The sequence below is a fragment of the Arthrobacter sp. ISL-48 genome, assembly GCF_018613805.1.
Classification (GTDB): domain Bacteria; phylum Actinomycetota; class Actinomycetes; order Actinomycetales; family Micrococcaceae; genus Arthrobacter.
Window position 1 is genome coordinate 1 of sequence record NZ_JAGGPL010000001.1, and the last position, 23,126, is coordinate 23,126.

Genomic DNA, 23,126 nt, shown 5'->3' on the forward strand with positions numbered 1-23,126 from the left:
AGTTCTCAAACAACAGACACATTCGAATAATTCTCGAAACAATTCATTTCAATGAATTCTTTTGTTTCGTATTTCTTCGCTGCGATGTTTCTAGCTTATTTCATTCATATTCACTTTGCAAATCCGGGTTATTTTCCCGATATTCACTCTGTGGAACGATTCCGCCCATCAAAAAGTGAAGCAGTTCTTCAATTCCGTGCTGTGCACATGAAGAATTGCTTCTCAAGTGAGGGGGTTTGTCGCCACTCAGCGGCGGCGACTCAGAAAACATTACACGCTCCCCCTCGGCCGTGCAAATCGGCCGAGGAAGAGCGTGTAATCAGGTCTTAGGACCGCTACGGGACCAGGACTTCGACAGTTGCAAGGTTCTTTTTGCCCCGCCGCAGAAGCAGGTACTGGCCGTGCAGCAGCTCGGATTCGGAGATAACCGCTTCGGGGTCGGACACCTTTTCGTTGTTCACATAGGCTCCGCCTTCGCCGACGGTGCGCCGGGCGGCCGACTTGCTCTCCGAGAGGCCTGAGGCGACGAGCAAGTCAATAATCCCGAGGCCATCCACCTGGACGGTAGCTGATGGGAGCTCCGAGGTGGCCGCTTCAAGAGTCTGCTTGTCCAGGGCCGACAGGTCGCCGTATCCGAAGAGCGCTGCCGACGCGGCGATGACCTTCTCCGTTGCCTCCACACCATGGACGAGCGAGGTCACTTCGAAAGCGAGCTTCCGTTGCCCTTCCCGTACGAACGGACGCTCTGCCACAGCTGCACCAAATGCTTCGATCTCGGCGCGGCTCAGGAACGTAAAGACCTTGAGCCGGTCCACGACGTCGGCATCCGCGGTGTTGAGCCAGTACTGGTAGAAGGCGTAAGGGCTGCACATGCCGGCATCAAGCCAGACCGCGTTGCCTTCACTCTTGCCGAACTTGGTGCCATCAGAGTTGGTGATCAACGGTGTTCCCAGGGCATGGACGCTCTTACCCTCGACCTTGCGGATCAGCTCGGTGCCGCTCGTGAGATTGCCCCACTGGTCTGATCCGCCGGTCTGCAGGACACACCCGTAGTCGCGGAAAAGCTGGAGGTAGTCCAGGCCCTGCAGGATCTGGTAGCTGAACTCCGTGTAGCTGATGCCTTCCTCGGAGTTGAGCCGGGAGGCAACAGCATCCTTACGGAGCATGGTTCCTACCCGGTAGTGCTTTCCGATGTCACGGAGGAAATCGATGGCACTCAACGGTGCAGTCCAGTCGAGGTTGTTGACCAGCTGTGCGGCGTTGGCACCCTCGAAGCTCAGGAACCGTCGGACCTGCGCCTGCAGGTAACCCACCCACTCGGTCACAGTGTCCTTGGTGTTCAGGGTGCGCTCGGCCGTTGGTCGCGGGTCACCGATCAAGCCGGTGGAACCGCCTACCAAGCCCAGTGGCTTGTGCCCGGCAAGCTGCAGCCGCCGCATGAGCAGCAACTGAACGAGATTCCCCAAGTGCAGGCTGGGCGCCGTGGGGTCGAAGCCGCAGTAATAGGTGACCGGGTCGCCGGCGAGGAGCTTTTCCAGTTCCGCTTCGTCAGTGGAGACGTGGACCAGACCGCGCCATTTCAGCTCCTGCCAGACGTTGGCAAAGGAGGGGTCGTTCTGCTGGGATTCGAGATCGTTGAGTTCTGACACGACTTCTAAGTTAGCAGGATTGCCGGGACCCGGCGCCGAACTGTCGGCGTCGGGCACCGGATGGAGTGCAAGGCCAGGACGACGGCCCCGGCAAAGGGTCGCCCGCCCACCGGCTCAGCGTTCGATACCGGCCGGTACGCCCTCCGCCGCAATCAGCCGAAGCCGCTGCGTGGGACGGGTCATGGCGACGTACAGGTCCCCCACCCGGCCGTGCTCGTGGTTGAGCATCATGGACGGTTCCAGCACCACGACGCCGTCGAACTCCAGGCCCTTGGCTTCGCGGGGACTGATGACCACGATGTCTTGTTCATAGCTTCCGGCGCCGTTGCCAATTCGCCTGCCGTAGATGGCGCGCAGGGCTGCTGTGGCTTCGGGCAGCAGATAACCGTCGGCGATGACCGCAAGGAGGCCGCCGTCGAGCGCCTCCAGCTCCTCAGGCAGAACCTCAACCAGGCGGCTGACCACCTTGCCTGCATCAACCCTGTCGATAAAGGGCGACCAGCGCCCTTCCCTGACGGCCTTCGGCGCGGAAACCACCAGGCCGGCCGCATTCGCCATCCGTGCCGCAGCTTCGGCGATCTGGGAAGGCGTGCGGTAATTGACCGTCAGCTCCTCAAGCTGCCAGCGGTCGCCAAACATCGGGCCAAGTGCTCCTTGCCAGGAGTTGGCGCCGGCAACGGAGCTGGTCTGGGCGATGTCGCCCACGATGGTAAAGGACTTCAGCGGGCAGCGACGGACCAAAAGGCGCCACTGCATGGGTGAGAGCTCCTGAGCCTCATCCACCACGATGTGGCCGAAAGCCCAGGCCCTGTCGCTGGTGGCGCGCTCCGCGGCCGTCAGCCTCGCCTCGCGCTCCTGGTTCTGGTCCACCAGCTCCTCGGCGGACACCAGCACGTCCACGCCCGCCGTCTCCATGTTCACCAGCGTCTGCTTGGCGTTGGCGAGGTCGCGGGCGCGATCGTGTTCCTGCTGCGCGAGTCCACGGCCTGCAGCCGGGTCCAGCTCGCCAAGCAGTTCGGCCGCTTCGTCAAGCAGCGGCACATCAGACTCCGTCCAGGGCGCATCGGCGGGGCGAAGCAGCAAGGCACGTTCGGCGGCGGTCAAGTGCGGCGTGCAGGCTTCGAGCACGGCGGGCTTGCTCAGGAGTTCGGTGATCAGCTTCTCCGGAGTCATGGGCATCCAGCACAGGTTGAGCGCGATCCGCACGTCCCGGGCAGTGCGGACGTCCTCGGCCAGGTAGGAGCGGTCTGCGTTGTTTCCGATGCTGCCGGCTTCCACAAGGTCCGTCATCTGCTCCGTCAGTTCGCGCAGCAGGATCTTGACGAAGGTCAGGCGTGCCTCGTTGTGCGGCTTGCCCGTGGAACGGGCACGCTCGCGGGCCCGGCGGACCTGGCGAGGTGTCAGTACCAGCCTGCGGCCGTCAACTTCCAGGAAGCGGTCCTCGGCGGGAATCCGCTGCCGGTTTGCCACCGCGTTGGCCACCACCCCGGCCATGTCCAGCCTTCCCTTGATGGCTGCGACGTCAGCCTCGGGCTCGGCCACAGCGTTGATACCGGGCATGAGCCGTCCAAGGCTCGCCATCACCACTCCGGTTTCGCCGAGCGAGGGCAGGACACGCTCGATGTACTTCATGAACGACGACGACGGCCCCACCAGCAGTACCCCTGCGGTCTTGAGCCGGTCCCGGTGGGTATAAAGCAGGTAAGCGGCACGGTGGAGCGCTACGGCGGTTTTGCCCGTGCCTGGGCCGCCCTGAACCACTACGGCGCCGGAGATGGAGGACCGGATGATGCGGTCCTGTTCGGACTGGATGGTGCCGACGATGTCCGACATCCGGCCGGTCCGCTTGGAGTCCAATGCGGCGAGCAGTGCACCCTCGCCCTGCAGCGATGCGTTGTCCGCCAGCATCCCGGCATCCAGGACATCGTCCTCGATGGCCTTGACCTCTCGTCCCTGGAGAATCAGGTGCCGCCGGCGCCGCACGCCCTGCCGGTCGAACGCCGTTGCCTGGTAGAAGTGGCCGGCTTCAGGCGCGCGCCAGTCCACCATGAGCCGCTGCAGGTCCTCGGTGGTCAGGCCTATGCGGCCGATGTATTGGGCCTCGCCGGAATCAAGATCAAGCCGTCCGAAGACCAAACGGTCATCCACGGCATCAAGCTGCGCCAGGCGGTCCTCATAAAGCGCAGCAAAGGCATCGCGCTCGGAAACATTCTGCATGGTGCCCACGGCACCGGCCCGGCGGACCTGCGCCAACTGCTTGCGCTTTTCCTCGCGGAGCTCTTCAAGCCGCGCATACAGACCGGCAACATAGTCCCGTTCGTGGGCCAAATCGGCGTCGAGCATTTAAACGTTCCCCTATCGCAAAAGACAGACCGTCCATTCTACAACCATTTCGGTTAACGCACGTTGCTGTTGCCGCACCTGTTACCTCGTCCTTCGAGGTTTTGCTGCCTTGTACCGGGAAACGGTGGGATCTCCCGTGATCCAGAAACGCCATGCATACTGGTCCGACCCGCCGGCGCCGGAGACGCCGACCCGGGGCCCCGAGCTGATCCCCCCGGTCTGCTCCGGTGGCAGCATCAGGCTGAAGGGACCCGCAAGGGCGTCCCTGCCGCTGTCGGCAGTAGTCAGTCCTAACGCCTTGGCCAGCCGCGCCGGGCCGCTGGCCAGGTCCGTGTCGGCCTTCGACGTGGCCCGCCGGCGCCGGGCGAACTCGTGCCCAGCCGTCACTTCTCCAGCCCGCAGCAGGACCGCGGACGCTACGCCGTCGGGTCCGCAGACGATATTGGCGCAATGATGCATCCCGTAAGTGAAGTACACGTAAAGATGTCCGGCGGGTCCGAACATTGGCGCATTCCTGGCCGTGGGCCCACGGAACGTGTGCGAGCCCGGATCCGGGTGCAGCGAGTCTTCCGGCCCCAGATAGGCCTCGACCTCTGTGAGCCGGACGGATACGACACCGTCCCGGGACTCATGGGTCAGGACCGATCCCAGCAGCAGCGGCGCCACCTCGCGGGCGTCGCCGGACAGGATCTCCCGGAGCCTGGCCTCCCCCGGCAGCACGTTGGTGTTCATGTGCCGACTCTATCCAAGCTGCCCAGCAGTGTTCGGAAGCCGCCACGACCATGTCCGATTTCCGCTAGCAGGCACCTTCCCCGGCTGGCAGGATAGGGGGATGGACTTCTGGCAGCGCTACCGTGCAATCGACGCACGAGACACCCGCTTCGACGGGCAGTTCTACACCGCTGTCCGGACAACCGGCATCTACTGCCGCCCTTCTTGCCCGGCCAGGACCCCCAAAGCCGCCAACGTCACCTTCTACGAAACCTCCGCCGCCGCGCACGACGCCGGCTACCGGGCGTGCAAACGCTGCCTCCCCGAAGCGGTGCCCGGTACGCCTGCCTGGAACATCCGCCAGGACCTTGCCGGCCGGGCAATGCGCCTGATCAACGACGGCGTGGTCAACCGGGACGGTGTGGAGGGCCTCGCGGCACGGCTCGGGTATTCCGCCCGCCAGCTCAACCGCATCCTGAGCCATGAACTTGGCGCCGGTCCCCTGTCTCTTGCCCGCGCCAGCCGGGCCCAGACAGCCCGCACGCTGCTGGTGTCCACCTCCATGAAGCTGGCCGATATCGCCTTCGCCGCCGGATTCAGCAGTGTCCGGCAATTCAACGAGACCGTGGTGGAAGTCTTCGCACTGACCCCCACCGCGCTGCGTGCCACGGCGAAGCACCATAAACCTGCCACAGCCACAGCATTGACGCTGAGCCTGCCGTACCGCGAGCCGTTCGACCCTGGCATCTTTTCCTTCCTTGCTGTGAGGGCCATTCCCGGCATAGAGGCCGGAACGCCGGGGTCGTATGCCCGCACCCTCCGGCTCCCGCACGGTGACGCCCGCTTCAGCATCGACTACGACGCCGGCACCACGGGACGGCCCCTGACTCTCACCATCGGCGCGGTGGACCTGCGAGACCTGCCCGCACTGCTGAGCCGGGTGCGGCGCCTTTTTGACCTCGACGCCGATCCTGTGGCGATCGACAACGCACTGGCAGTGGATACCCGATTGGCTCCTTCTGTGGCCGCGACCCCAGGGATCAGGATGCCCGGCGCCCTCGATCCGCAGGAGTTGCTGGTGAGGGCCATGATCGGGCAACAGATCACGGTAGCGGCCGCACGGACGGCGTTGACGCAGCTCTCGGCCGCGGGAAGCGCCGCCCTGCTGCCAGGCGACGGCCTGGACAGGCTGTTTCCGACCGCGGCCGAAATTGCGGAAACCGGATATCTACTGCTCCGCGGCCCCCAGCGGAGAATTGACGCCCTCCGCTCCGTTGCCTCTGCCCTTGCAGCCGGAACGCTCGATTTTGGCTATGGCGATGACCTGCCAGGGCTGACGGCCAAACTGCTCCCGCTCCCGGGCGTAGGGCCCTGGACGGTGGGGTACGTGGCGATGCGTGTCCTCGGCGCCCCGGATGTTTTCCTCGCCAATGATGCCGCCGTGCGGAACGGAATCCGGGCGCTCGGCCTACCTCCGGATCGGGGAAGCGAAGCTACCGGACCCGACTTCCATGAAGTCAGTCCCTGGCGGTCCTACGCAACCATGCACCTTTGGCGCGCCGCCGCGCTGAGGGCCACCCGTTCTGAGAAAACTGTTCAAGAGAAAGTGATGCGATGAAAGCCCAGCTGTTACTGATGTCCACCCCGGATGGCCCGTTCACCATCCTTGCCCAGGACGGAGTAGTCCTGGCATCCGGCTGGACTGCCGATCCCTCAGAGTTGACCGGCCAGATCCACCCGGGGCTGCGGCCAGGTGAAGTTGAAGCGGTTACCGACCTTGGTCCCATTTCCCGGGCAGTGGAAGCCTTCTACGCAGGAGATCCCGGGCCTGCGATGAACGTTCCCGTGAGGCAGAAGTCCGGCCCGTTCCGCGCCCATGCCTGGGATATGCTGCGGACAGTCCAGCCCGGGTTCCCTGTCACCTACACCGAGTACGCCGACCTGTCGGGCAATCCGAAGGCAGTCAGGGCCGCCGCCAGTGCCTGTGCGTTCAACGCCGCCGCCCTGTTTGTGCCCTGCCACCGAGTCATCCGCACTGACGGCACACTGGGCGGCTTCCGCTGGGGAGTAGCCATCAAGGAGAGCCTGCTGGCCAGGGAGGCCGGCTGAGCCCTGGCTGGCTCGGCTCTTTCGAGGCTCCGCTATTTCGCAGAGGGGACCCCGGAGGGCCACGGCAGCAGCTCCGGGAGGTCCACATCGTCGGCAGCTGCTGAGGCCCGCAGGCTTCCGAGGGACGGTTCGCGGCCAGCCAGCCACGCCGCAATGTCCGTGATCATGCCGCTGACCACTATCGAACGGCCGCCGCTTCCTATGCTGACGGGAGGGAGGCCAAGAGGCTGCAGCACCAGCTTGTGGGCGCCGGGCACCCTTGCTGACAGGAAGTCGAACAGGTGCTCACAAAACTGCCTGTTCCAGGTCTCAGGTCCATGCCCGGCGCCCAGGTCTGAGGTATGGATCACGAGTTCGCGCCAGAGGGCCAGGCCGCCGTCGAGCACTACTCCCCCTCGGTAAGAGATGGGAGTCTGCCAGGTGGCACCTGCCCCTGATTCCGAGCCGGCGGTTACGGGGGCCTTCACGGAATCAAACGCCTTCAACACCCGGTCAAGGGCTGCCTGAAGGTCTCCCCGGTGCGTAGCAGCGTCATGGCCCGCCGCTGCGTCGATCGCCTTGTTGCGCCCTTCCTGGCCGCCGTCGTACAGCTCAACGGCCTCACCGCGGCCCGCGTACTCCAGCTGCCTGGCCATGGCGTTGCAAATCCCGGTGATGTGCGCCAGGACGTGACCGCGGCTCCAGCCGGGCAGGGCAGACGGTGCGGTGATATCCGCGTCGGTGAGCTTCACGGCGGTGGAAGCCGCGACGTCGGCGGCTTTGTGCAGTTCGGCCAGCAGGGAGTCCGGTGTAGGAGCTGTCATGGCGCTCATCCTAACGGAGTTGTCTCTCGGGGCGAGGCGTCGTCAAGGGCAGTCGGTAGGGTTTGGCGGCAAACGCCCAACGCTCTCTCACATATTGCACGAATATGGCCAACGCTCTCTCACATTCTTGAGGAAAGTGAGAGAGCGTTGGCCAAAATGATGCAAGAACTGAGAGAGCGTGCGGTTGTCAGCCGGCGTACTCCCGCACGCCCGCGAGCTCGCTTTCGAGGGCCAGCAGTTGGCGGTCGACGGCGGCCGGAGCGGTGCCGCCTTGGGAGTTGCGGCTGTTGAGCGAACCCTGAGTGCTGAGGACCGAGCGGACCTCCGGCGTCAGGTGCTCCGAGATGGCGGCAAATTCGCTGTCGGTCAGGTCCCAGAGTTCGACGCCGCGGCTTTCGGCCTGCTTGACCGCGGCACCGGAAAGCTCATGGGCCTCGCGGAACGGAACGCCCTGACGGACGAGCCATTCGGCGATATCCGTCGCCAGCGCGAACCCCTGGGGAGCCAGCGACTCCATCCGCTCGGTGTTGAACTTCAGGGTGGCGATCATGCCGGAAACGGCCGGGAGCAGCAGCTCCAGGGTGTCGGCGGCGTCGAAGACCGGTTCCTTGTCCTCCTGCAGGTCGCGGTTGTACGCGAGCGGCAGGCCCTTGAGCGTGGCCAGGAGCCCCGTGAGGTTTCCGATCAGGCGCCCTGCCTTTCCGCGTGCCAGTTCCGCCACGTCCGGGTTCTTCTTCTGGGGCATGATGGACGATCCTGTGGAGTAGGAATCGTGCAGGGTCACAAAGGAGAACTCCTTGGTGGCCCACAGGATGATCTCTTCGGAGACCCTGGACAGGTCCACCCCGATCATGGCCGTAACCCAGGCGAATTCGGCGAAGACATCGCGTGAGGCTGTGCCGTCGATCGAGTTGTGGGTTGCCGAGAAGAAGCCGAGGTCCGCCGCGACCGCCTCCGGGTCCAACCCCAGCGAAGAGCCTGCCAGTGCACCGGACCCGTAGGGCGAAACACCGGCGCGCTTGTCCCAGTCCTGGAGCCGCTGCACATCGCGCAGCAGCGGCCAGGCGTGGGCCAGGAGGTGGTGGCTCAGCAGGACCGGCTGGGCGTGCTGCAGGTGGGTCCGGCCGGGCATGGCCACGCCCTGGTGCGCCTTGGCCTGCTCCACGAGGGAATCGATGGTGGCCAGTACGCCGCGGGCAATGATCCGGGCGTGGTCGCGCAGGAACATGCGTCCGAGGGTTGCTATCTGGTCGTTGCGCGAGCGTCCAGCCCGGAGCTTGCCGCCCAACTGGGTCCCGGCGCGCTCGATGAGGCCGCGCTCCAGCGAACCGTGCACGTCCTCGTCGGACTCTGCGGCGGTGTAGGTGCCGGAGGCAACGTCCTGGTCCAGCTGCGCCAGGGCCGCGAGCATGCCCTCCAGCTCGCCGTCATCGAGCAGCCCGGCCTTGTGCAACACCCGGGCATGCGCCACGGAACCGGCGATGTCGTAGCGGGCCAGGCGCCAGTCGAAGTGCGTGGACTTGCTGAGGGCGGCGAGGGCATCTGCCGGGCCGCCGGCAAAGCGGGCGCCCCAGAGAGCCCCTTCGTTGGTTGCCGATACCACTTACTGACCTGCGACCCGGATGTCGCGGCCGGCGGCGACCTTGGCGGACATGCCCCACAGCTCGATGAAGCCCTTGGCCTGCGACTGGTCGAAGGTATCGCCGGTGTCGTAGGTGGCGAGGTCGAAGTCGTACAGCGAGGTGTCGGAACGGCGTCCGTTCACGATCGCCTGACCGCCGTGCAGCACCATGCGGATGTCGCCGGAGACGTACTTCTGGGTGTCCTCGATAAAGGCATCCAGGGAACGCTTGAGCGGAGAGAACCACTGGCCGTCGTAGACCAGTTCGGCCCAGCGCTGGCCGACGGTGGCCTTGAAGCGGGCCTGCTCGCGCTCGATGGTGATGTCCTCGAGGTGCTTGTGGGCGGTGATCAGTGCCATGGCGCCGGGGGCCTCGTAGATTTCGCGGGACTTGATGCCCACGAGCCGGTCTTCGACGACGTCAATCCGGCCCACGCCCTGGGCACCGGCACGGCGGTTGAGTTCCTTGATGGCCTGCAGCGGGGTGACCTTGACGCCGTCGATTGCTACCGGTACGCCGGCTTCGAAGGAGATGGTGACCTCGTCCGGTGCCGGCGGGAACTCCGGGGTGGCGGTGTAGTCGTAGATGTCCTTGGTGGGGCCGTTCCAGATGTCCTCGAGGTAGCCGGTTTCGACGGCGCGTCCCCAGACGTTCTGGTCGATCGAGTACGGGTTCTTCTTGGTGGTCTCGATCGGCAGTCCCTTTTCCTCGGCGAAGGCGATGGCCTTGTCACGGGTCAGGGCGAGGTCGCGGACCGGCGCGATGCACTTCAGGTCCGGGCCCAGGGTCTGGATGCCCACTTCAAAGCGGACCTGGTCGTTGCCCTTGCCGGTGCAGCCGTGGGCCACGGTGGTGGCGCCGAATTCGCGGGCTGCCTTGACCAGGTGCTTGACGATGACGGGGCGGGAGATGGCGGAAACCAGCGGGTAGTGCCCCTGGTAGAGGGCGTTGGCCTTCAGCGTGGGGACGCAGTACTCGTTGGCGAACTCATCGCTGGCATCAGCCACGTAGGCTTCAACGGCGCCGCAGCCAAGGGCGCGCTGGCGGATTGTCTCCAGCGACTCGCCGCCCTGCCCGACGTCGACGGCCACGGCGATGACCTCGGCGCCGGTTGCTTCACCGATCCACCCGATGGCTACGGAAGTATCCAGGCCACCGGAGTAGGCCAGAACAATACGCTCAGTCACGGAAATGCTCCTCTTGTTTTGGTTGGTACTTGTTTGTCTGGAAAATCCTTGACGAAAATTCCCACGGGAAACTCTTCTATAGAAAGCCTGTCACACACCGGCCGGACTTTTATTGGCCGCCGGCTTCTTCTGCCAACTGCAGGAACCGGGCGGCGAGGTCCTGCCCGCCCTGCGGATCGCGGGAGACCAGCAGCACGGTGTCGTCCCCGGCGATGGTACCCAGGATGGAGGGCATCACCGAGTGGTCGATGGCCAGCGCCAGGAAGTTGGCCGCTCCTGGCGGCGTCCGGAGCACAGCAATGTTGGCCGAGGCCTCCGCCGTGACCAGGAGTTCGCTGCACAGCCGGGCAAGCCTGGCGTCCAGGATTTCCTGGCTCACGCCGCTCTTGGCCGCACGTTCGCCGCCTTCACCCGGAACAGCGTAGACGAGGACGCCTTCCTTGCCGCGCACGCGGACGGCACCGAGTTCCACGAGGTCCCGCGATAGCGTCGCCTGGGTGACCAAGACGCCGTCGTCCGCCAGCAGAGCCGCAAGCTCCGCCTGGGAACGCACCGATTCCCCGGTCAGGATGGCGGTGATCCGCGCCTGGCGGGCTGTTTTGGTGGCCGGGGCTGACCCCGGCGACGCCGGCGAAACGGACACTAGAACGTGCTCTCCCCGGTGCCTTCGACGGGAGAAAGCCCGTCCACGAATGCCAGGCCGGAGCGGTGCATGAGCCAGGCCATGAGCGCCTTCTGGGCATGCAGCCGGTTCTCGGCCTCGTCCCAGACGATCGACTGCGGGCCGTCGATGACGCCGGCCGAAATCTCATAGCCCCGGTACGCGGGCAGGCAGTGAAGCACGACGGCGTCGTCCGCCGCGTGTGCCATTGCCGCCTCGTCGACGGAGTAGTCCCTGAAAAGCTGCATCCGGGCCTCCTTCTCCGATTCCTGGCCCATGGAAACCCAGGTGTCGGTGGCCACGACGTCGGCACCTTTGAGCGCCTCGGCCGCGTCCGTGGTGACCAGCACCGAGCCGCCGGTCAGGGCAGCGCGTTCCTCGGCGGCGGACACGATCTCGGCGGCCGGCAGGTAGCCTTCCGGGCCGGCGATGCGGACGTGCATTCCCGCGGTCACGCCCGCCAGGAGGTACGAGTTGGCCATGTTGTTGGCAGCATCTCCAAGGTAGGTCATGGTCAGGCCCTTGAGCTCGCCCTTGTGCTCCTTCACCGTCAGGAGGTCGGCGAGCAACTGGCACGGGTGGTAATCGTCGCACAGGGCGTTGATGACCGGTACCTTGGAGTTTTCCGCCATGGCCACCAGCCCCGAATGCGCTCCGGTACGCCACACAATGGTGGAGACCATGCGCTCCAGGACCTTCGCCGTGTCTTCGGCCGATTCCTTGTGGCCGATCTGGGCCTCGCCGGGGTTGATGATGAGGGCATTGCCACCCATGTCCGCCACGCCCGTAGCGAACGAAACCCGGGTGCGGGTGGACGTCTTGTCGAAGATCACGGCTACGGTCTTGCGGCCGTTCCCTTCAGCGGCGTACGGCTGGACGCTGTAAGGTGCGGCCTTCATGCGGACGGCGAGCTCCAGGACCTCGGCCTGCTCTGCGGGGCTGAGGTCTGTGTCCTTGAGGAAATGCCGGGTAGTTGCAGATGTCACTGGGCGTCCTTGGCTGTTTGGAGGATGGCCGGGAAGGCCGCGAGGAAGGTGTTGGCCTGGTCTTTGGTGAGGACCAGGGGCGGGGCGAGCCGGATCGTGCGCGGCCCGGGGCTGTTGACGATGAACCCCGCCTCAAGGCCGGCGGTTACTACGGCGGGAGCGACGTCGGCGTCCAGATCGAAGCCGATCAGCAGGCCCTCTCCCCGCACTTCCGTCACGCCTTCAATGCGGGCCAGGCCGGCGCGGAAATGTTCCCCCACAATTTCGACGTTTTCGAGCACGCGCTGGCTTTCGAGGGCGTGCAGCGTGGCCAGGGCGGCCGCCGTTGCAACCGGATTACCGCCGAAGGTGGTGCCGTGCTGGCCTGCACTCAGCAGCGACGACGTCTGCCCGCCGAAGGTGACCAGCGCGCCGATAGGGAATCCGCCGCCGAGGCCCTTGGCCAGGGTCACGGCGTCGGGAACGATCCCCGCGTCCTCACTGGCAAGCCATTTGCCGGTACGGCCGATTCCGGTCTGGACCTCATCGAGGATCAGCAGCGCACCCGCCTTGGTGGTCGCCTCACGCGCGGCCCTGAGATAACCCGCGGGCAACGGCCGGACCCCGGCTTCGCCCTGGATCGGCTCGAGGAACACTGCCGCCGTCGTGTCGTCGATCGCAGCCAGGAGGGCGTCGACGTCTCCGAACGGGACGTGCACAACACCGCCGGGCAGCGGTTCGAATGGCGCCCGGTAGGCTTCCTTGGCAGTCAATGCGAGGGCACCCATGGTCCTGCCATGGAAGGCGCCCTCCAACGCGACGATCTTCGTCCGCTGTTTCGCGTCGGCTTCGGACGCCCCGGAGTTTCGCCGGGCGAGCTTGAAGGCGGCCTCAACGGCCTCGGTCCCGGAGTTGGTGAAAAAGACCTTGGAGCCGGCCGGAGCGTTGCTCAGTGCCAGCAGTTTTTCGGCAAGGGCAATCTGCGTGGGGCTGGTAAAGAAATTGGAGACGTGCCCCAGCGTTGCCAGCTGGCTGGAAATCACCGAGGTCACGAACGGGTGGGCGTGGCCCAGTGCGTTGACGGCGATGCCGCCGAGCAAGTCCAGGTACTCCTTGCCGTCGGCGTCCCAGACCAGGCAGCCGGCCCCGCGCACCAGCACACGTTGCGGCGTGCCGAAGACGCCCATCAGGGAGGTGGAGTAGCGGGCCAGCCAGTCGGCACCGCTGGTGTGGCCTTTGCCTTCGACCAGGTCTCGGACGGGTGTTTTTTCAAGGGTTCCGGCGGCGTGGGTACCTGTGTGCGGCTGGTTCATAGGGTTACGTCCTCGTCTGTTTCCTTGGCTGCGTCCTCGTCCGGGACCACCTGAGTGCCGATGCCCGCCGTGGTGAATGTTTCCAGGAGCATGGAGTGCGGGAGCCGGCCGTCCACGATGTGCGCCTGTTCAACTCCACCGTCAATTGCCTTCAGGCACGCCTGCATCTTGGGGATCATGCCCGATTCCAGCGATGGGAGCAGTTGACGCAGTTCCGAGGCCGTGAGTGAAGAAATCAGGGAGGACCGGTCCGGCCAGTTGGCGTAAAGGCCCTCGACGTCGGTGAGGATCACCAATTTGGACGCACCCAATGCCTCGGCCAGAGCGGCAGCGGCTGTATCCGCGTTGACGTTGAGCACCTGGCCGGTGGTCTGGACACGCTGCCCTGGCTGGGCACCCTGGCCGGCCCCCCCGTCGTCCTCTATTTCCGGTGCCACGGTGGAGATGACGGGGATCCGGCCCGCGGCGAGGATATCCAGGATCCCTTCCGGGTTCACGCCCACTACTTCGCCCACGAGCCCCAGGTCCACTTCCTCGCCGTCGATCACGGTGCCGGTCCGGACGGCGCGCAAGAGCCCGCCGTCTTCACCGGACATGCCGACGGCGTAGGGTCCATGGGAGTTGATCAGGCCCACGAGCTCGCGTCCCACCTGGCCGGTGAGGACCATGCGGACCACGTCCATGGCTTCTGGCGTTGTAACCCGGAGGCCGCCCTTGAACTCGGACTCGATGCCAAGCCGGGCCAGCATGGAGTTTATTTGGGGACCGCCGCCGTGGACCACCACGGGATGGATCCCGACGTGGTGCAGGAAGACGACATCCTCAGCGAACGCACGGCGCAGCTCGTCGTTGACCATGGCGTTGCCGCCGTACTTGATCACCATGGTGGTGCCGGCGAAGCGCTGGATCCACGGCAGCGCCTCGATGAGCGTGCCTGCCTTGCTTTGGGCGTCGGTCATGGACGTGGTCTCACGGGTCTGCGTGTTCATGGGCTGCAGTATCTCCAGGGGTGGTGGCCGGTGGATCTAGCTCGAGTAGGCGCTGTTTTCGTGCACGTAGTCGTGCGTGAGGTCGTTGGTCCAGATGGTGGCCTCCGCAGCACCTGCCTGGAGGTCGATCTCCACCAGGACCTCGCGCGGCTCCAGGTTTACCAGGTTGCGGTCATCGCCGATGCTGCCATTGCGGCAGATCTGAATGCCATTCATGGCCACGTTGAGCTGGTCCGGCTCAAACGCGGCGTCCGTGGTGCCGACGGCCGACAGGACGCGGCCCCAATTGGGGTCCTTGCCGAAGATGGCAGCCTTGAAAAGATTGGACCGGGCGACCGAGCGGCTCACGGTTTCAGCATCCCGCTCAGTGGCAGCGTTAAACGTGCGGATGGCGATGTCATGGCTGGCGCCCTCCGCGTCGCCAATCAGTTTGCGGGCCAGCTCCGCGCATACCTGGGTGAGGCCGGCGGCGAACGCCTCGGTGGACGGTATGGCGCCGGATGCGCCGGATGCCAACAGCACCACGGTGTCGTTGGTGGACATGCATCCGTCGGAGTCAGCCCGGTCAAAGGTGACCCGGGTGGCGTCCCGGAGGACGACGTCGAGCATTTCGGCTTCGATATTGGCATCCGTGGTGAGTACCACCAGCATGGTGGCCAGTCCGGGAGCCAGCATGCCGGCGCCCTTCGCGATGCCACCGATGGTGAATTCCTGGCCGTCGCCATCGGTGCCGATGAACAAGGCGGCCTTGGGCACGGAATCGGTGGTCATGATGGCGGCAGCGGCCTCCGGACCACCGTCCGTGCTGAGCGCCGCGGACGCCGCCTCAATGCCGGGGATAATCTTGTCCATGGGCAGCTGCTCGCCGATCAGCCCGGTGGAGCAGACGAAGACGTCAACCGCGGAAATATCCAGTAGGGCTGCCACTTTCTCGGCCGTACTGTGGGTGTTCTGGAATCCTTCAGGGCCGGTGCAAGCGTTGGCTCCCCCGGAGTTCAGCACGACGGCATCCACGCGGCCGTCCGAGACCACCCGCCGGGACCAGTGGACCGGCGCCGCGGCCACCCGGTTGCTGGTGAAGACGGCGGCCGCGGCCTTGGACGGTCCGTCATTGACCACCAGGGCCAAGTCCGGTTTGCCGGACGCCTTCAGGCCCGCGGTGATGCCGGCAGCCCGGAATCCAAGGGGGGCGGTAACAGTCACGGGGCAACTCCCTGAAGGTTGAGGCCGGCGGTTTCCGCGAGGCCGAGCGCGATGTTCATCGACTGGACGGCTCCGCCGGCAGTTCCCTTGGTGAGGTTGTCAATGACGCACGTGACAATCACGCGGCCGGTGTGCTCGTCGAAGGCCAGCTGCATGGCTGCATGGTTGGACCCCTGGACCGCCTTGGTCGCGGGCCATTGGCCTTCGGGCAGAAGGTGCACGAACGGCTCGTCGTCGTAGGCATCGGCCCAGGCCTGGCGGAGCGCGGCGGCTGTGGTGCTGCGTCCTGCCTGCGGCCTTACCTTCGCGGTCGCAGTGGTGAGGATGCCGCGGCTCATAGGAGCGAGCGTGGGGGTGAAGGAAACGGTGACATTTTCCCCGGCGGCTTTGGACAGTCCCTGCTCGATCTCGGGCGTGTGGCGATGGCTGCCGCCAACCCCGTAGGGACTCATCGAGCCCATGACCTCGGACCCGATCAGGTTCACTTTCGCTGCCTTGCCCGCACCTGACATTCCCGAGGCGGAGACGATCACGACGTCGTCGGGCTGGAGGAGGTTGGCTGCGAATCCGGGAGCCAGCGCCAGGAGGGCCGACGTCGGGTAGCAGCCGGGCACGGCAATGCGGCTGGCGCCCTTGAGGGCGTCACGCTGCCCCGGCAGCTCCGGCAGGCCGTAAGGCCAGCTCCCGGCGTGGGCCGAGCCGTAGAATTTTTCCCATGCCGCCGGATCCTCCAGCCGATGGTCAGCTCCCGCGTCGATCACGACGGTGCCCTCGGGGAGCTGCGCTGCGATCTCGGCGGAGGCCCCATGCGGGAGGGCGAGAAACACCACATCGTGGCCCGCAAGGTTCTCCACCGTAGTGTCCTCAAGGATCCGGTCTGCCAGCCCATGCAGGTGGGGCTGCAGCTCGCCCAGGCGGGATCCGGCATTGCTGTGCGCTGTGATTGCACCGATGGTCACGTCCGGGTGCCCCGCCAGGAGACGCAGCACTTCTCCTCCGGCGTAGCCACTCGCCCCGGAAACGGCAACAGAAATAGTCATGCATTGAATCATACAGCAAAGATATTCATCCCGCCCGATATTTATGCACAAATCTCGAATCTGGATTAGTGCCGATGGCACTGCCGTATGCTGGATAGAGGGTGATCCTGACCGTGCAGTCCGAGTGTCGGCTGCAGCGTTGCCCGTAACTGTTACGAGGCCCCGGCTACATGACCACCACTCTCCTTGCTGGCGAACGCCCTCAATCGCGTATCCGCCAGCCCAACGCCGTCGTCCTCAGCTATTCAGAACTGCTGAAGAGCGTCAAGGCCGCCGGCCTCCTCGAGCGCCGCGTCGGTTTCTACGTCACTTTATTCGCCAGCCTGGTGCTTCTGATGGCCGCCACCTGGTTCGGTTTCGCCCTGATCGGTGACAGCTGGTTCCAGCTCCTGATCGCCGCCGCCCTGGGCGTGCTGTGCACCCAGCTGAGCTTCCTGGCCCACGAGGCCGGGCACCGCCAGATCTTCGCGTCCCGCCGCGCCAACGACTGGTCCGCGAGGCTGCTGGCCACCTCAGTGGCCGGCATCAGCTACTCGTGGTGGGAACAGAAGCACGGCGCCCACCACAATCACCCCAACGTGATTTCCAAGGATCCGGACATCACCGCAAGCCCCATCGCCTTCCACAGCGAAGCGGCGGCCGCCCGTCAGGGGCGGCTCTCCTCCGTTCTGACCCGCAAACAGGGCTGGTTCTTCTTCCCGCTCCTCCTGGGCGTAGGCCTGGGACTCCAGATCGATTCGGTCAGATTCATCATCCGCCGGGCGAAGGTCACCCACCGCTGGGTCGAGATCCCCATCCTCGCTGTCCGCCTGAGCCTGCTGCCCGTCCTCGCCTTCACCTTCCTGCCGCCGGGTATGGCCGTGGCCTTCATCGCCGTGCAGCTCGCCGTTTTTGGTTTCTACATGGGTGCCTCGTTCGCCCCGAACCACAAGGGCATGCCTGTCCTTCCGGCGGACAGCCGCGTGGACTTCTTCAGCCGCCAGGTCCTGACGTCCCGGAACATCTCGGGCGGCCTTTTCATGGACTTCCTGCTCGGCGGCCTGAACCGCCAGGCGGAGCACCACCTCTTCCCGGACATGGCACGGCCCCAGCTGGACAAGGCCGCCACGATCGTTCGGGAATACTGCCGCAAGCACCAGGTCCCCTACACGGAAACGACGCTGCTGCAGTCATACGGCATCATCGTCCGCTACCTCAATGACGTTGGGCTTGCCGCCGGACGCCACTTCGAGTGCCCAATGGCCACGGTTACCCGCCGCTACTGAGCAAAGCTGGCGTTCAGCCGGGGTGTCCTTAGGATGGTTTGAGGATCCGGGTCAGGAAATCCCGCCCGGAGGAGGAGAGCATCCATGACGCATGCAATCGTCGCCCGGCAACAAGGCGGCCCCGAAGTACTGGAGTACGCCGAGGTTGAGCCTCCCGTTCCCGGCCCTGGCCAACTGCTCATCAAAGTGGCTGCCGCCGGCGTCAACTTCATTGACACGTACCAGCGCGGCGGCACGTACAAGGTTGAGTTCCCGTTCACGCCGGGCTCCGAGGCAGCGGGAACGGTCGAGCAGCTTGGCTCCGGAGTCGAGGACTTCACGGTGGGCAGCCGGGTGGCCACTGCCGAAGGCTCAAAATGCTACGCGGGTTACACCGTCGTGGACGCCGTGAAGGCCCTCCCCGTGCCGGACGGCGTGGACGAGCTGACGGCGGCGGCCCTCTCCCTTCAGGGCATGACAGCCCACTACCTGATCAATTCCTCGTTTCGGGTGGAGCCTGGCCACACGGCCCTGGTGCACGCAGGAGCCGGCGGCGTCGGGCTGCTCCTAATCCAGCTCCTGAAGGCCCGCGGCGCGCGCGTCATCACCACGGTCTCTACGGGCAATAAGGAGCAGCTGGCCCGGGAAGCCGGGGCCGACCACGTGCTGCGCTACGGCGGCTTCCCCCATCATGTCCGTGAGCTGACGGATGGAAAGGGCGTGGACGTGGTGTACGACGGCGTCGGCCGGGACACGTTCGACGGGTCCCTTTCCAGCCTGCGCACCCGGGGTTCCCTGGTGCTTTTCGGCGCGGCGTCCGGTCCCGCCCCAGCTTTCGACCCGCAACGGCTCAACGCCGGCGGGTCACTGACGCTGACCCGTCCTTCGCTGGGACACTTCCTCCTGAATCAACAGGAACGCCGCTGGCGCTCCACCGAGATCTTCAACGCCGCGGCTGACGGAAGCCTCAAGGTCCGGATCGGGGCCACCTATCCCCTGGCCGAGGCCCGGCAGGCCCACGAGGACCTTGAAGGCCGGCGCACCACGGGCAAGGTCCTGCTGGTCCCCTAGATCTCGTTGCCCGCTTGGCGGGATCCCTGTCGTACCGATCCGTCCCAGGGCTTCCGCCTCCCAGGGTTTCCGCCTCCCAGGGTTTCCGCTTCAAGAGAGGCGGGGCGAACGCTTGGTAGATGGCCGGCAGACCATCGACACTTTCTGTTCATCTTGGCCAGAGAGAATGCGCCGGTGACCGAGCAACAACTCAGAACCTTTAGCCCAGACGCTGACGCCATCTATCGGCCCCAGCTGTCCGGAGCCCCGGCTACGCCGCCAGCGAGAACACTGACCGATATCCTCCACGCAACTGCCGACCTCTATCCGGATGCATCAGCGCTGGACGACGGACGTGAGTCCCTGAGTTACGCACAACTGGTGGCGGCTGTGCGGACCGCCGGCCGGGAACTGCATGATGCCGGGCTCGGAGCCGGTGACAAGATCGGCGTGCGAATTCCTTCAGGGACCAACCAGCTGTACATCTCCATCCTGGCGATACTGCACATCGGGGCCGCCTACGTCCCTGTGGACGCAGACGACCCCGAAGAGCGGGCACGCCTGGTCTTTGGGGAAGCCGGGGTGGCCGCCGTCCTGAGCGCGATGGGTATCACTCTGGCCGGCGACCGGCCCGCGCCGTTCCCCGCTCCCAGGACCGCAACACCTGCAGACGACGCCTGGGTGATATTCACCTCGGGTTCCACCGGCACCCCCAAGGGCGTCGCCGTCACGCACCGGTCTTCGGCTGCCTTTGTCGATGCGGAAGCACGCGTCTTCCTGACGGCCGAGCCCATCGGCCCTCAGGACAGGGTGCTTGCCGGTCTCTCCGTAGCCTTTGATGCCTCCTGCGAGGAGATGTGGCTGGCATGGCGGCACGGGGCCTGCCTCGTCCCGGCGCCCCGCGCCTCGGTGCGGACCGGAATGGACCTCGGCCCGTGGCTCATCAGCCACGGAATCACGGTGGTGTCCACCGTTCCCACACTCGCCGCTCTCTGGCCGGCAGAGGCGTTGGAGAACGTCCGGCTGCTGATCTTCGGCGGCGAGGCGTGCCCGCCGGAGCTTGCTGAGCGCCTTGCTGTGGAGGGACGCGAAGTGTGGAACACCTATGGCCCCACCGAGGCCACGGTGGTGGCCTGCGCCGCCGCGCTTGGTGGGCCCGGGCCGGTCCGGATCGGTCTGCCGCTGGATGGCTGGGACCTTGCTGTGCTCGATTCCCGCGGCGTTCCTGTGCCCGAAGGCTGCGTGGGTGAACTCATCATCGGCGGAGTCGGGCTGGCACGCTATCTCGACCCCGCCAAGGACGCGGAAAAGTACGCCCCGATGCCTTCACTTGGCTGGGACCGTGCCTACAGGTCAGGGGACCTGGTCCGTTTTGAACCTGAGGGGCTGGTCTTTGTGGGCCGCGCCGACGAACAGGTTAAGCTGGGCGGCCGCCGGATCGAGCTCGGGGAAATCGACGCGGCACTGCAGGCTCTGCCTGGTGTCGCCGGCGCCGCAGCCGCCGTGCAAACTACTGCAGCCGGTAACCAGATCCTTGTGGGATACATAGCATCTGCCGGGGATGCTGAACCGGACCTCGCGGCTGCCCGACAACTGCTTGCCGCGAACCTTCCGGCCGCACTCATCCCCCTGCTGACCATCATCGATTCCTTACCGACCAAAACCAGCGGCAAGGTGGACAGGCATGCCCTCCCCTGGCCGCTCCCTGGCGCCGGAGCAGCGGATGCCGACAATGCTCCGCTGAACCTTCCCGACGACGCCCGCTGGATCGTCGAGCAATGGAGTGCTGTTCTCGGCAGTCCAGCAGCCAGCCTCGATGCGGACTTCTTCGCCCACGGCGGTGGATCGCTCGCCGCGGCCCAGCTCGTCTCCGTCCTCCGGCTCCGCTACCCGACCGTCACCGTCGCGGACATCTATGCAACTCCGCGGGTCGGCGCCTTGATCGATACGGCCCGCCAGTCGTTGCCCGACGGCGCGCCGGCCGGGCCGGTAAAGGAACGCGCCGTCCGCCCGACGGCCGGCAAGTCCCAGGTCTTCCAGACGCTCATGGGCGTGCCGCTGAACATCCTTGTAGGCATGCGCTGGCTCACCTACCTTATGGCGGGCAACAACCTCCTTGCCGGGCTGGCTGGGTTCACGGCCGCCCCGACGGTGTCGTGGTGGTGGGTCGCGGCATCGTGGCTGGTGTTCGTGAGCCCGCCCGGCCGCATGGGCCTCTCCGTTGCCGCAGCCCGGATCCTGCTGCGAAAGGTTGGCCCCGGAACGTACCCACGGTCGGGGAAGGTCCACCTGCGGCTATGGCTTGCAGAGCAAATCCAGGACCTGTCCGGTGCGGTGAGCCTCGCCAGCGCTCCGTGGGTGCCCTACTACGCCAGGGCGCTCGGAGCAAAGATCGGCAGCGACGTGCACCTGCATTCGCTGCCGCCTGTGACGGGCATGCTCTCCCTTGGCAGCGGTGCAAACATCGAGCCCGAAGTAGACCTCTCCGGCTGGTGGATCGACGGAGACAACGTCCGCATCGGCGCTATCCACGTGGGTGCGGGTGCGACCGTGGGCGCACGGAGCACCCTTATGCCCGGCGCCAGCATCGGAGCGGGAGGCCAGGTTGAACCGGGCTCCGCAGTCCTGGGCAAGGTCAAGGCCGGGCAAGTGGTGGCGGGGTCCCCGGCCCAGCGCCGAGGCAAGGCCAAGCGCGGCTGGCCTGATGCGCCCGTCAGCAGCACCCTGGCGGGCCGGCTCTGGTTTGCAACATTTGCGGCCGCCTCGGCGGTACTGGCCATGATCCCCTACCTGTCCGCAGCGGCCGGCTGCCTGGTCGTATTCCTGTTCATCAGGGGCAGCAGCTCCCTCTCAGAAGCCTGGCCGCAGGTACTGGTATCGATCCCCTTGTCTGCCCTGGCCTGGTTTGCCGTCAACCTGTTGCTGGTGCTGGGAGCCACCCGTCTGCTCGGTGTAGGCCTGAAAGAAGGGTACTACCGGGCGCGCAGCCGGATCGGCTGGCAGGTCTGGGCAACCGAGCGGATCCTGGACTTGGCGCGCGACCTCCTCTTCCCCATCTATGCAAGCCTCTTCACGCCCGTGTGGCTGCGCCTGCTCGGAGCTCGAATAGGCAAGAATGTCGAAGCCGCCACCGTGCTGCTGCTGCCGAAGATGACGACGGTCGGGGAGGGTGCGTTCCTGGCAGACGACACCATGGTGGCCTCCTACGAACTTGGCGGCGGGTGGATGAGGATCGCGCCGGCCAAGATCGGCAAGCGCTCATTCCTCGGGAACTCAGGCATGACGGGTGCAGGCCGGAACGTGCCCAAGAACTCGCTGGTGGCAGTTCTGTCCGCAACGCCGTCCAAGGCCAAGTCCGGTACTTCATGGCTCGGCAGCCCGCCGGTACGGCTGCGGCGCACGGCCATTGCCTCGGACAGCTCCCTGACGTTCCAGCCATCGCCCCGGCTCAGGCTCGCCCGGGCGCTCTGGGAAGCCTGCCGGTTCGTGCCGGTGGTGCTGACGGTTTCCCTGGCGGCAGGCGTGCTGCTGGCCTTCGACTGGCTGGCCGCTACCTTCAACTACGGCATGGCCGCTGCGCTCGGCGGCATCGTGATCCTGGTGGCAGGAGCCGTGGCTGCCGCCAGCGCAGTGGTAGCAAAGTGGCTGCTGGTGGGCAGGATCAGGGCCGGCGAACACCCACTGTGGAGCTCTTTCATCTGGCGCAACGAGGTGGTGGATACGTTCATCGAGATGGTCAGCGCGCCTTGGTTTGCCCGCTCCGCCACCGGAACTCCGGCACTGGTGTGGTGGCTCCGCGGGCTGGGTGCCAAAATCGGTTCCGGAACATGGTGCGAAAGTTACTGGCTGCCGGAAGCAGACCTGGTGACCCTCGGCGCGAATTCCACCGTCAACCGCGGGTGCGTGGTCCAGACGCACCTGTTCCACGACCGCATCATGAGTATCGGCCCTGTTACGCTCGAGGACGGGGCGACCCTGGGGCCACACGGCGTCATCCTCCCCCAGGCGAGGATCGGCCGTGGCGGAACCGTCGGGCCGGCTTCGCTGGTGATGCGTGGGGAAACAGTGCCGTCAGGGACGTACTGGATGGGCAACCCCGTGAGCCCGTGGGCTGGGCCGGACGCTCCCGTGTCACGCCTGAAATAGAGCCGCGCCACCGCAAAAGAGCACAGCAATAGAGCACAGAGCAACGAGAAAACCGCTTGTCCGAAACCGTTTGTGATTGAGGCCCCACCAG

The 23,126-nt window shown here is 65.7% G+C and carries 17 protein-coding genes; 5 read left to right on the forward strand and 12 right to left on the reverse strand.

Annotation, left to right across the window (positions count from 1 at the left end):
• Nucleotides 1-335: 335 nt before the first annotated feature.
• From tyrS to J7E83_RS00015, 3 genes are all read right to left on the reverse strand, one after another.
• Complete coding sequence (gene tyrS / locus J7E83_RS00005) at nucleotides 336-1,649, reverse strand: tyrosine--tRNA ligase (protein ID WP_214958381.1); 1,314 nt, start codon at nucleotides 1,647-1,649, stop codon at nucleotides 336-338.
• Nucleotides 1,650-1,763: 114 nt separating this feature from the next.
• Complete coding sequence (locus tag J7E83_RS00010) at nucleotides 1,764-3,992, reverse strand: AAA family ATPase (RefSeq protein ID WP_214958382.1); 2,229 nt, start codon at nucleotides 3,990-3,992, stop codon at nucleotides 1,764-1,766.
• A gap of 81 nt (nucleotides 3,993-4,073) precedes the next feature.
• Nucleotides 4,074-4,724: a DNA-3-methyladenine glycosylase gene (locus J7E83_RS00015; RefSeq protein WP_214958383.1), complete on the reverse strand. Its 651-nt coding sequence runs from the start codon at nucleotides 4,722-4,724 to the stop codon at nucleotides 4,074-4,076.
• Between the two features lie 100 nt (nucleotides 4,725-4,824).
• On the opposite strand from J7E83_RS00015, the gene J7E83_RS00020 reads away from it, so the two are divergent.
• Entirely contained in the window at nucleotides 4,825-6,321 is a 1,497-nt protein-coding gene (locus J7E83_RS00020) for an AlkA N-terminal domain-containing protein (protein WP_214958384.1), read from the forward strand.
• Nucleotides 6,318-6,812, forward strand: coding sequence for a methylated-DNA--[protein]-cysteine S-methyltransferase (locus tag J7E83_RS00025; RefSeq protein ID WP_214958385.1), 495 nt, complete (start codon nucleotides 6,318-6,320; stop codon nucleotides 6,810-6,812). The genes J7E83_RS00020 and J7E83_RS00025 overlap by 4 nt, the downstream gene beginning before the upstream one ends.
• Before the next feature lie 32 nt (nucleotides 6,813-6,844).
• Here J7E83_RS00025 and J7E83_RS00030 read toward each other — a convergent pair whose 3' ends face one another.
• The 9 genes from J7E83_RS00030 to argC all read right to left on the reverse strand — a co-directional run bounded on the left by J7E83_RS00030 (nucleotide 6,845) and on the right by argC (nucleotide 16,595).
• The gene (locus J7E83_RS00030; protein ID WP_214958386.1) at nucleotides 6,845-7,615 is read right to left on the reverse strand and encodes a maleylpyruvate isomerase family mycothiol-dependent enzyme; all 771 of its coding nucleotides are present in this window, start codon (nucleotides 7,613-7,615) and stop codon (nucleotides 6,845-6,847) included.
• 187 nt (nucleotides 7,616-7,802) lie between these two features.
• A complete protein-coding gene (gene argH, locus J7E83_RS00035) occupies nucleotides 7,803-9,218 on the reverse strand; it encodes an argininosuccinate lyase (RefSeq protein ID WP_214958387.1) in 1,416 nt (471 codons plus the stop codon).
• Nucleotides 9,219-10,424 (reverse strand): argininosuccinate synthase, encoded by a 1,206-nt coding sequence (locus J7E83_RS00040; RefSeq protein WP_214958388.1) that lies wholly within the window; start codon nucleotides 10,422-10,424, stop codon nucleotides 9,219-9,221.
• Between the two features lie 109 nt (nucleotides 10,425-10,533).
• The gene (locus tag J7E83_RS00045; RefSeq protein ID WP_214958389.1) at nucleotides 10,534-11,067 is read right to left on the reverse strand and encodes an arginine repressor; all 534 of its coding nucleotides are present in this window, start codon (nucleotides 11,065-11,067) and stop codon (nucleotides 10,534-10,536) included.
• Nucleotides 11,067-12,071 carry an ornithine carbamoyltransferase gene (argF, locus tag J7E83_RS00050; protein ID WP_214958390.1) on the reverse strand — a complete coding sequence of 335 codons (1,005 nt, stop codon included), beginning with the start codon at nucleotides 12,069-12,071 and terminating at the stop codon, nucleotides 11,067-11,069. Before argF ends, J7E83_RS00045 begins: the two co-directional genes overlap by 1 nt.
• Nucleotides 12,068-13,363 (reverse strand): acetylornithine transaminase, encoded by a 1,296-nt coding sequence (locus tag J7E83_RS00055; protein ID WP_214958391.1) that lies wholly within the window; start codon nucleotides 13,361-13,363, stop codon nucleotides 12,068-12,070. The genes argF and J7E83_RS00055 overlap by 4 nt, the downstream gene beginning before the upstream one ends.
• The gene (gene argB / locus J7E83_RS00060; protein WP_214958392.1) at nucleotides 13,360-14,352 is read right to left on the reverse strand and encodes an acetylglutamate kinase; all 993 of its coding nucleotides are present in this window, start codon (nucleotides 14,350-14,352) and stop codon (nucleotides 13,360-13,362) included. The genes J7E83_RS00055 and argB overlap by 4 nt, the downstream gene beginning before the upstream one ends.
• 36 nt (nucleotides 14,353-14,388) lie before the next feature.
• Nucleotides 14,389-15,555, reverse strand: coding sequence for a bifunctional glutamate N-acetyltransferase/amino-acid acetyltransferase ArgJ (gene argJ / locus J7E83_RS00065; protein ID WP_214958393.1), 1,167 nt, complete (start codon nucleotides 15,553-15,555; stop codon nucleotides 14,389-14,391).
• Nucleotides 15,552-16,595 carry an N-acetyl-gamma-glutamyl-phosphate reductase gene (gene argC, locus J7E83_RS00070; RefSeq protein ID WP_214958394.1) on the reverse strand — a complete coding sequence of 348 codons (1,044 nt, stop codon included), beginning with the start codon at nucleotides 16,593-16,595 and terminating at the stop codon, nucleotides 15,552-15,554. Before argC ends, argJ begins: the two co-directional genes overlap by 4 nt.
• Nucleotides 16,596-16,765: 170 nt before the next feature.
• Between argC and J7E83_RS00075 the strand changes: the two genes are divergently transcribed.
• From J7E83_RS00075 to J7E83_RS00085, 3 genes are all read left to right on the forward strand, one after another.
• Nucleotides 16,766-17,860, forward strand: coding sequence for an acyl-CoA desaturase (locus tag J7E83_RS00075; RefSeq protein ID WP_214958395.1), 1,095 nt, complete (start codon nucleotides 16,766-16,768; stop codon nucleotides 17,858-17,860).
• Nucleotides 17,861-17,944: 84 nt separating this feature from the next.
• A complete protein-coding gene (locus J7E83_RS00080) occupies nucleotides 17,945-18,910 on the forward strand; it encodes a quinone oxidoreductase (RefSeq protein ID WP_214958396.1) in 966 nt (321 codons plus the stop codon).
• A 174-nt stretch (nucleotides 18,911-19,084) separates the two neighbouring features.
• Nucleotides 19,085-23,035: a Pls/PosA family non-ribosomal peptide synthetase gene (locus tag J7E83_RS00085; RefSeq protein WP_214958397.1), complete on the forward strand. Its 3,951-nt coding sequence runs from the start codon at nucleotides 19,085-19,087 to the stop codon at nucleotides 23,033-23,035.
• Nucleotides 23,036-23,126 lie beyond the last annotated feature (91 nt).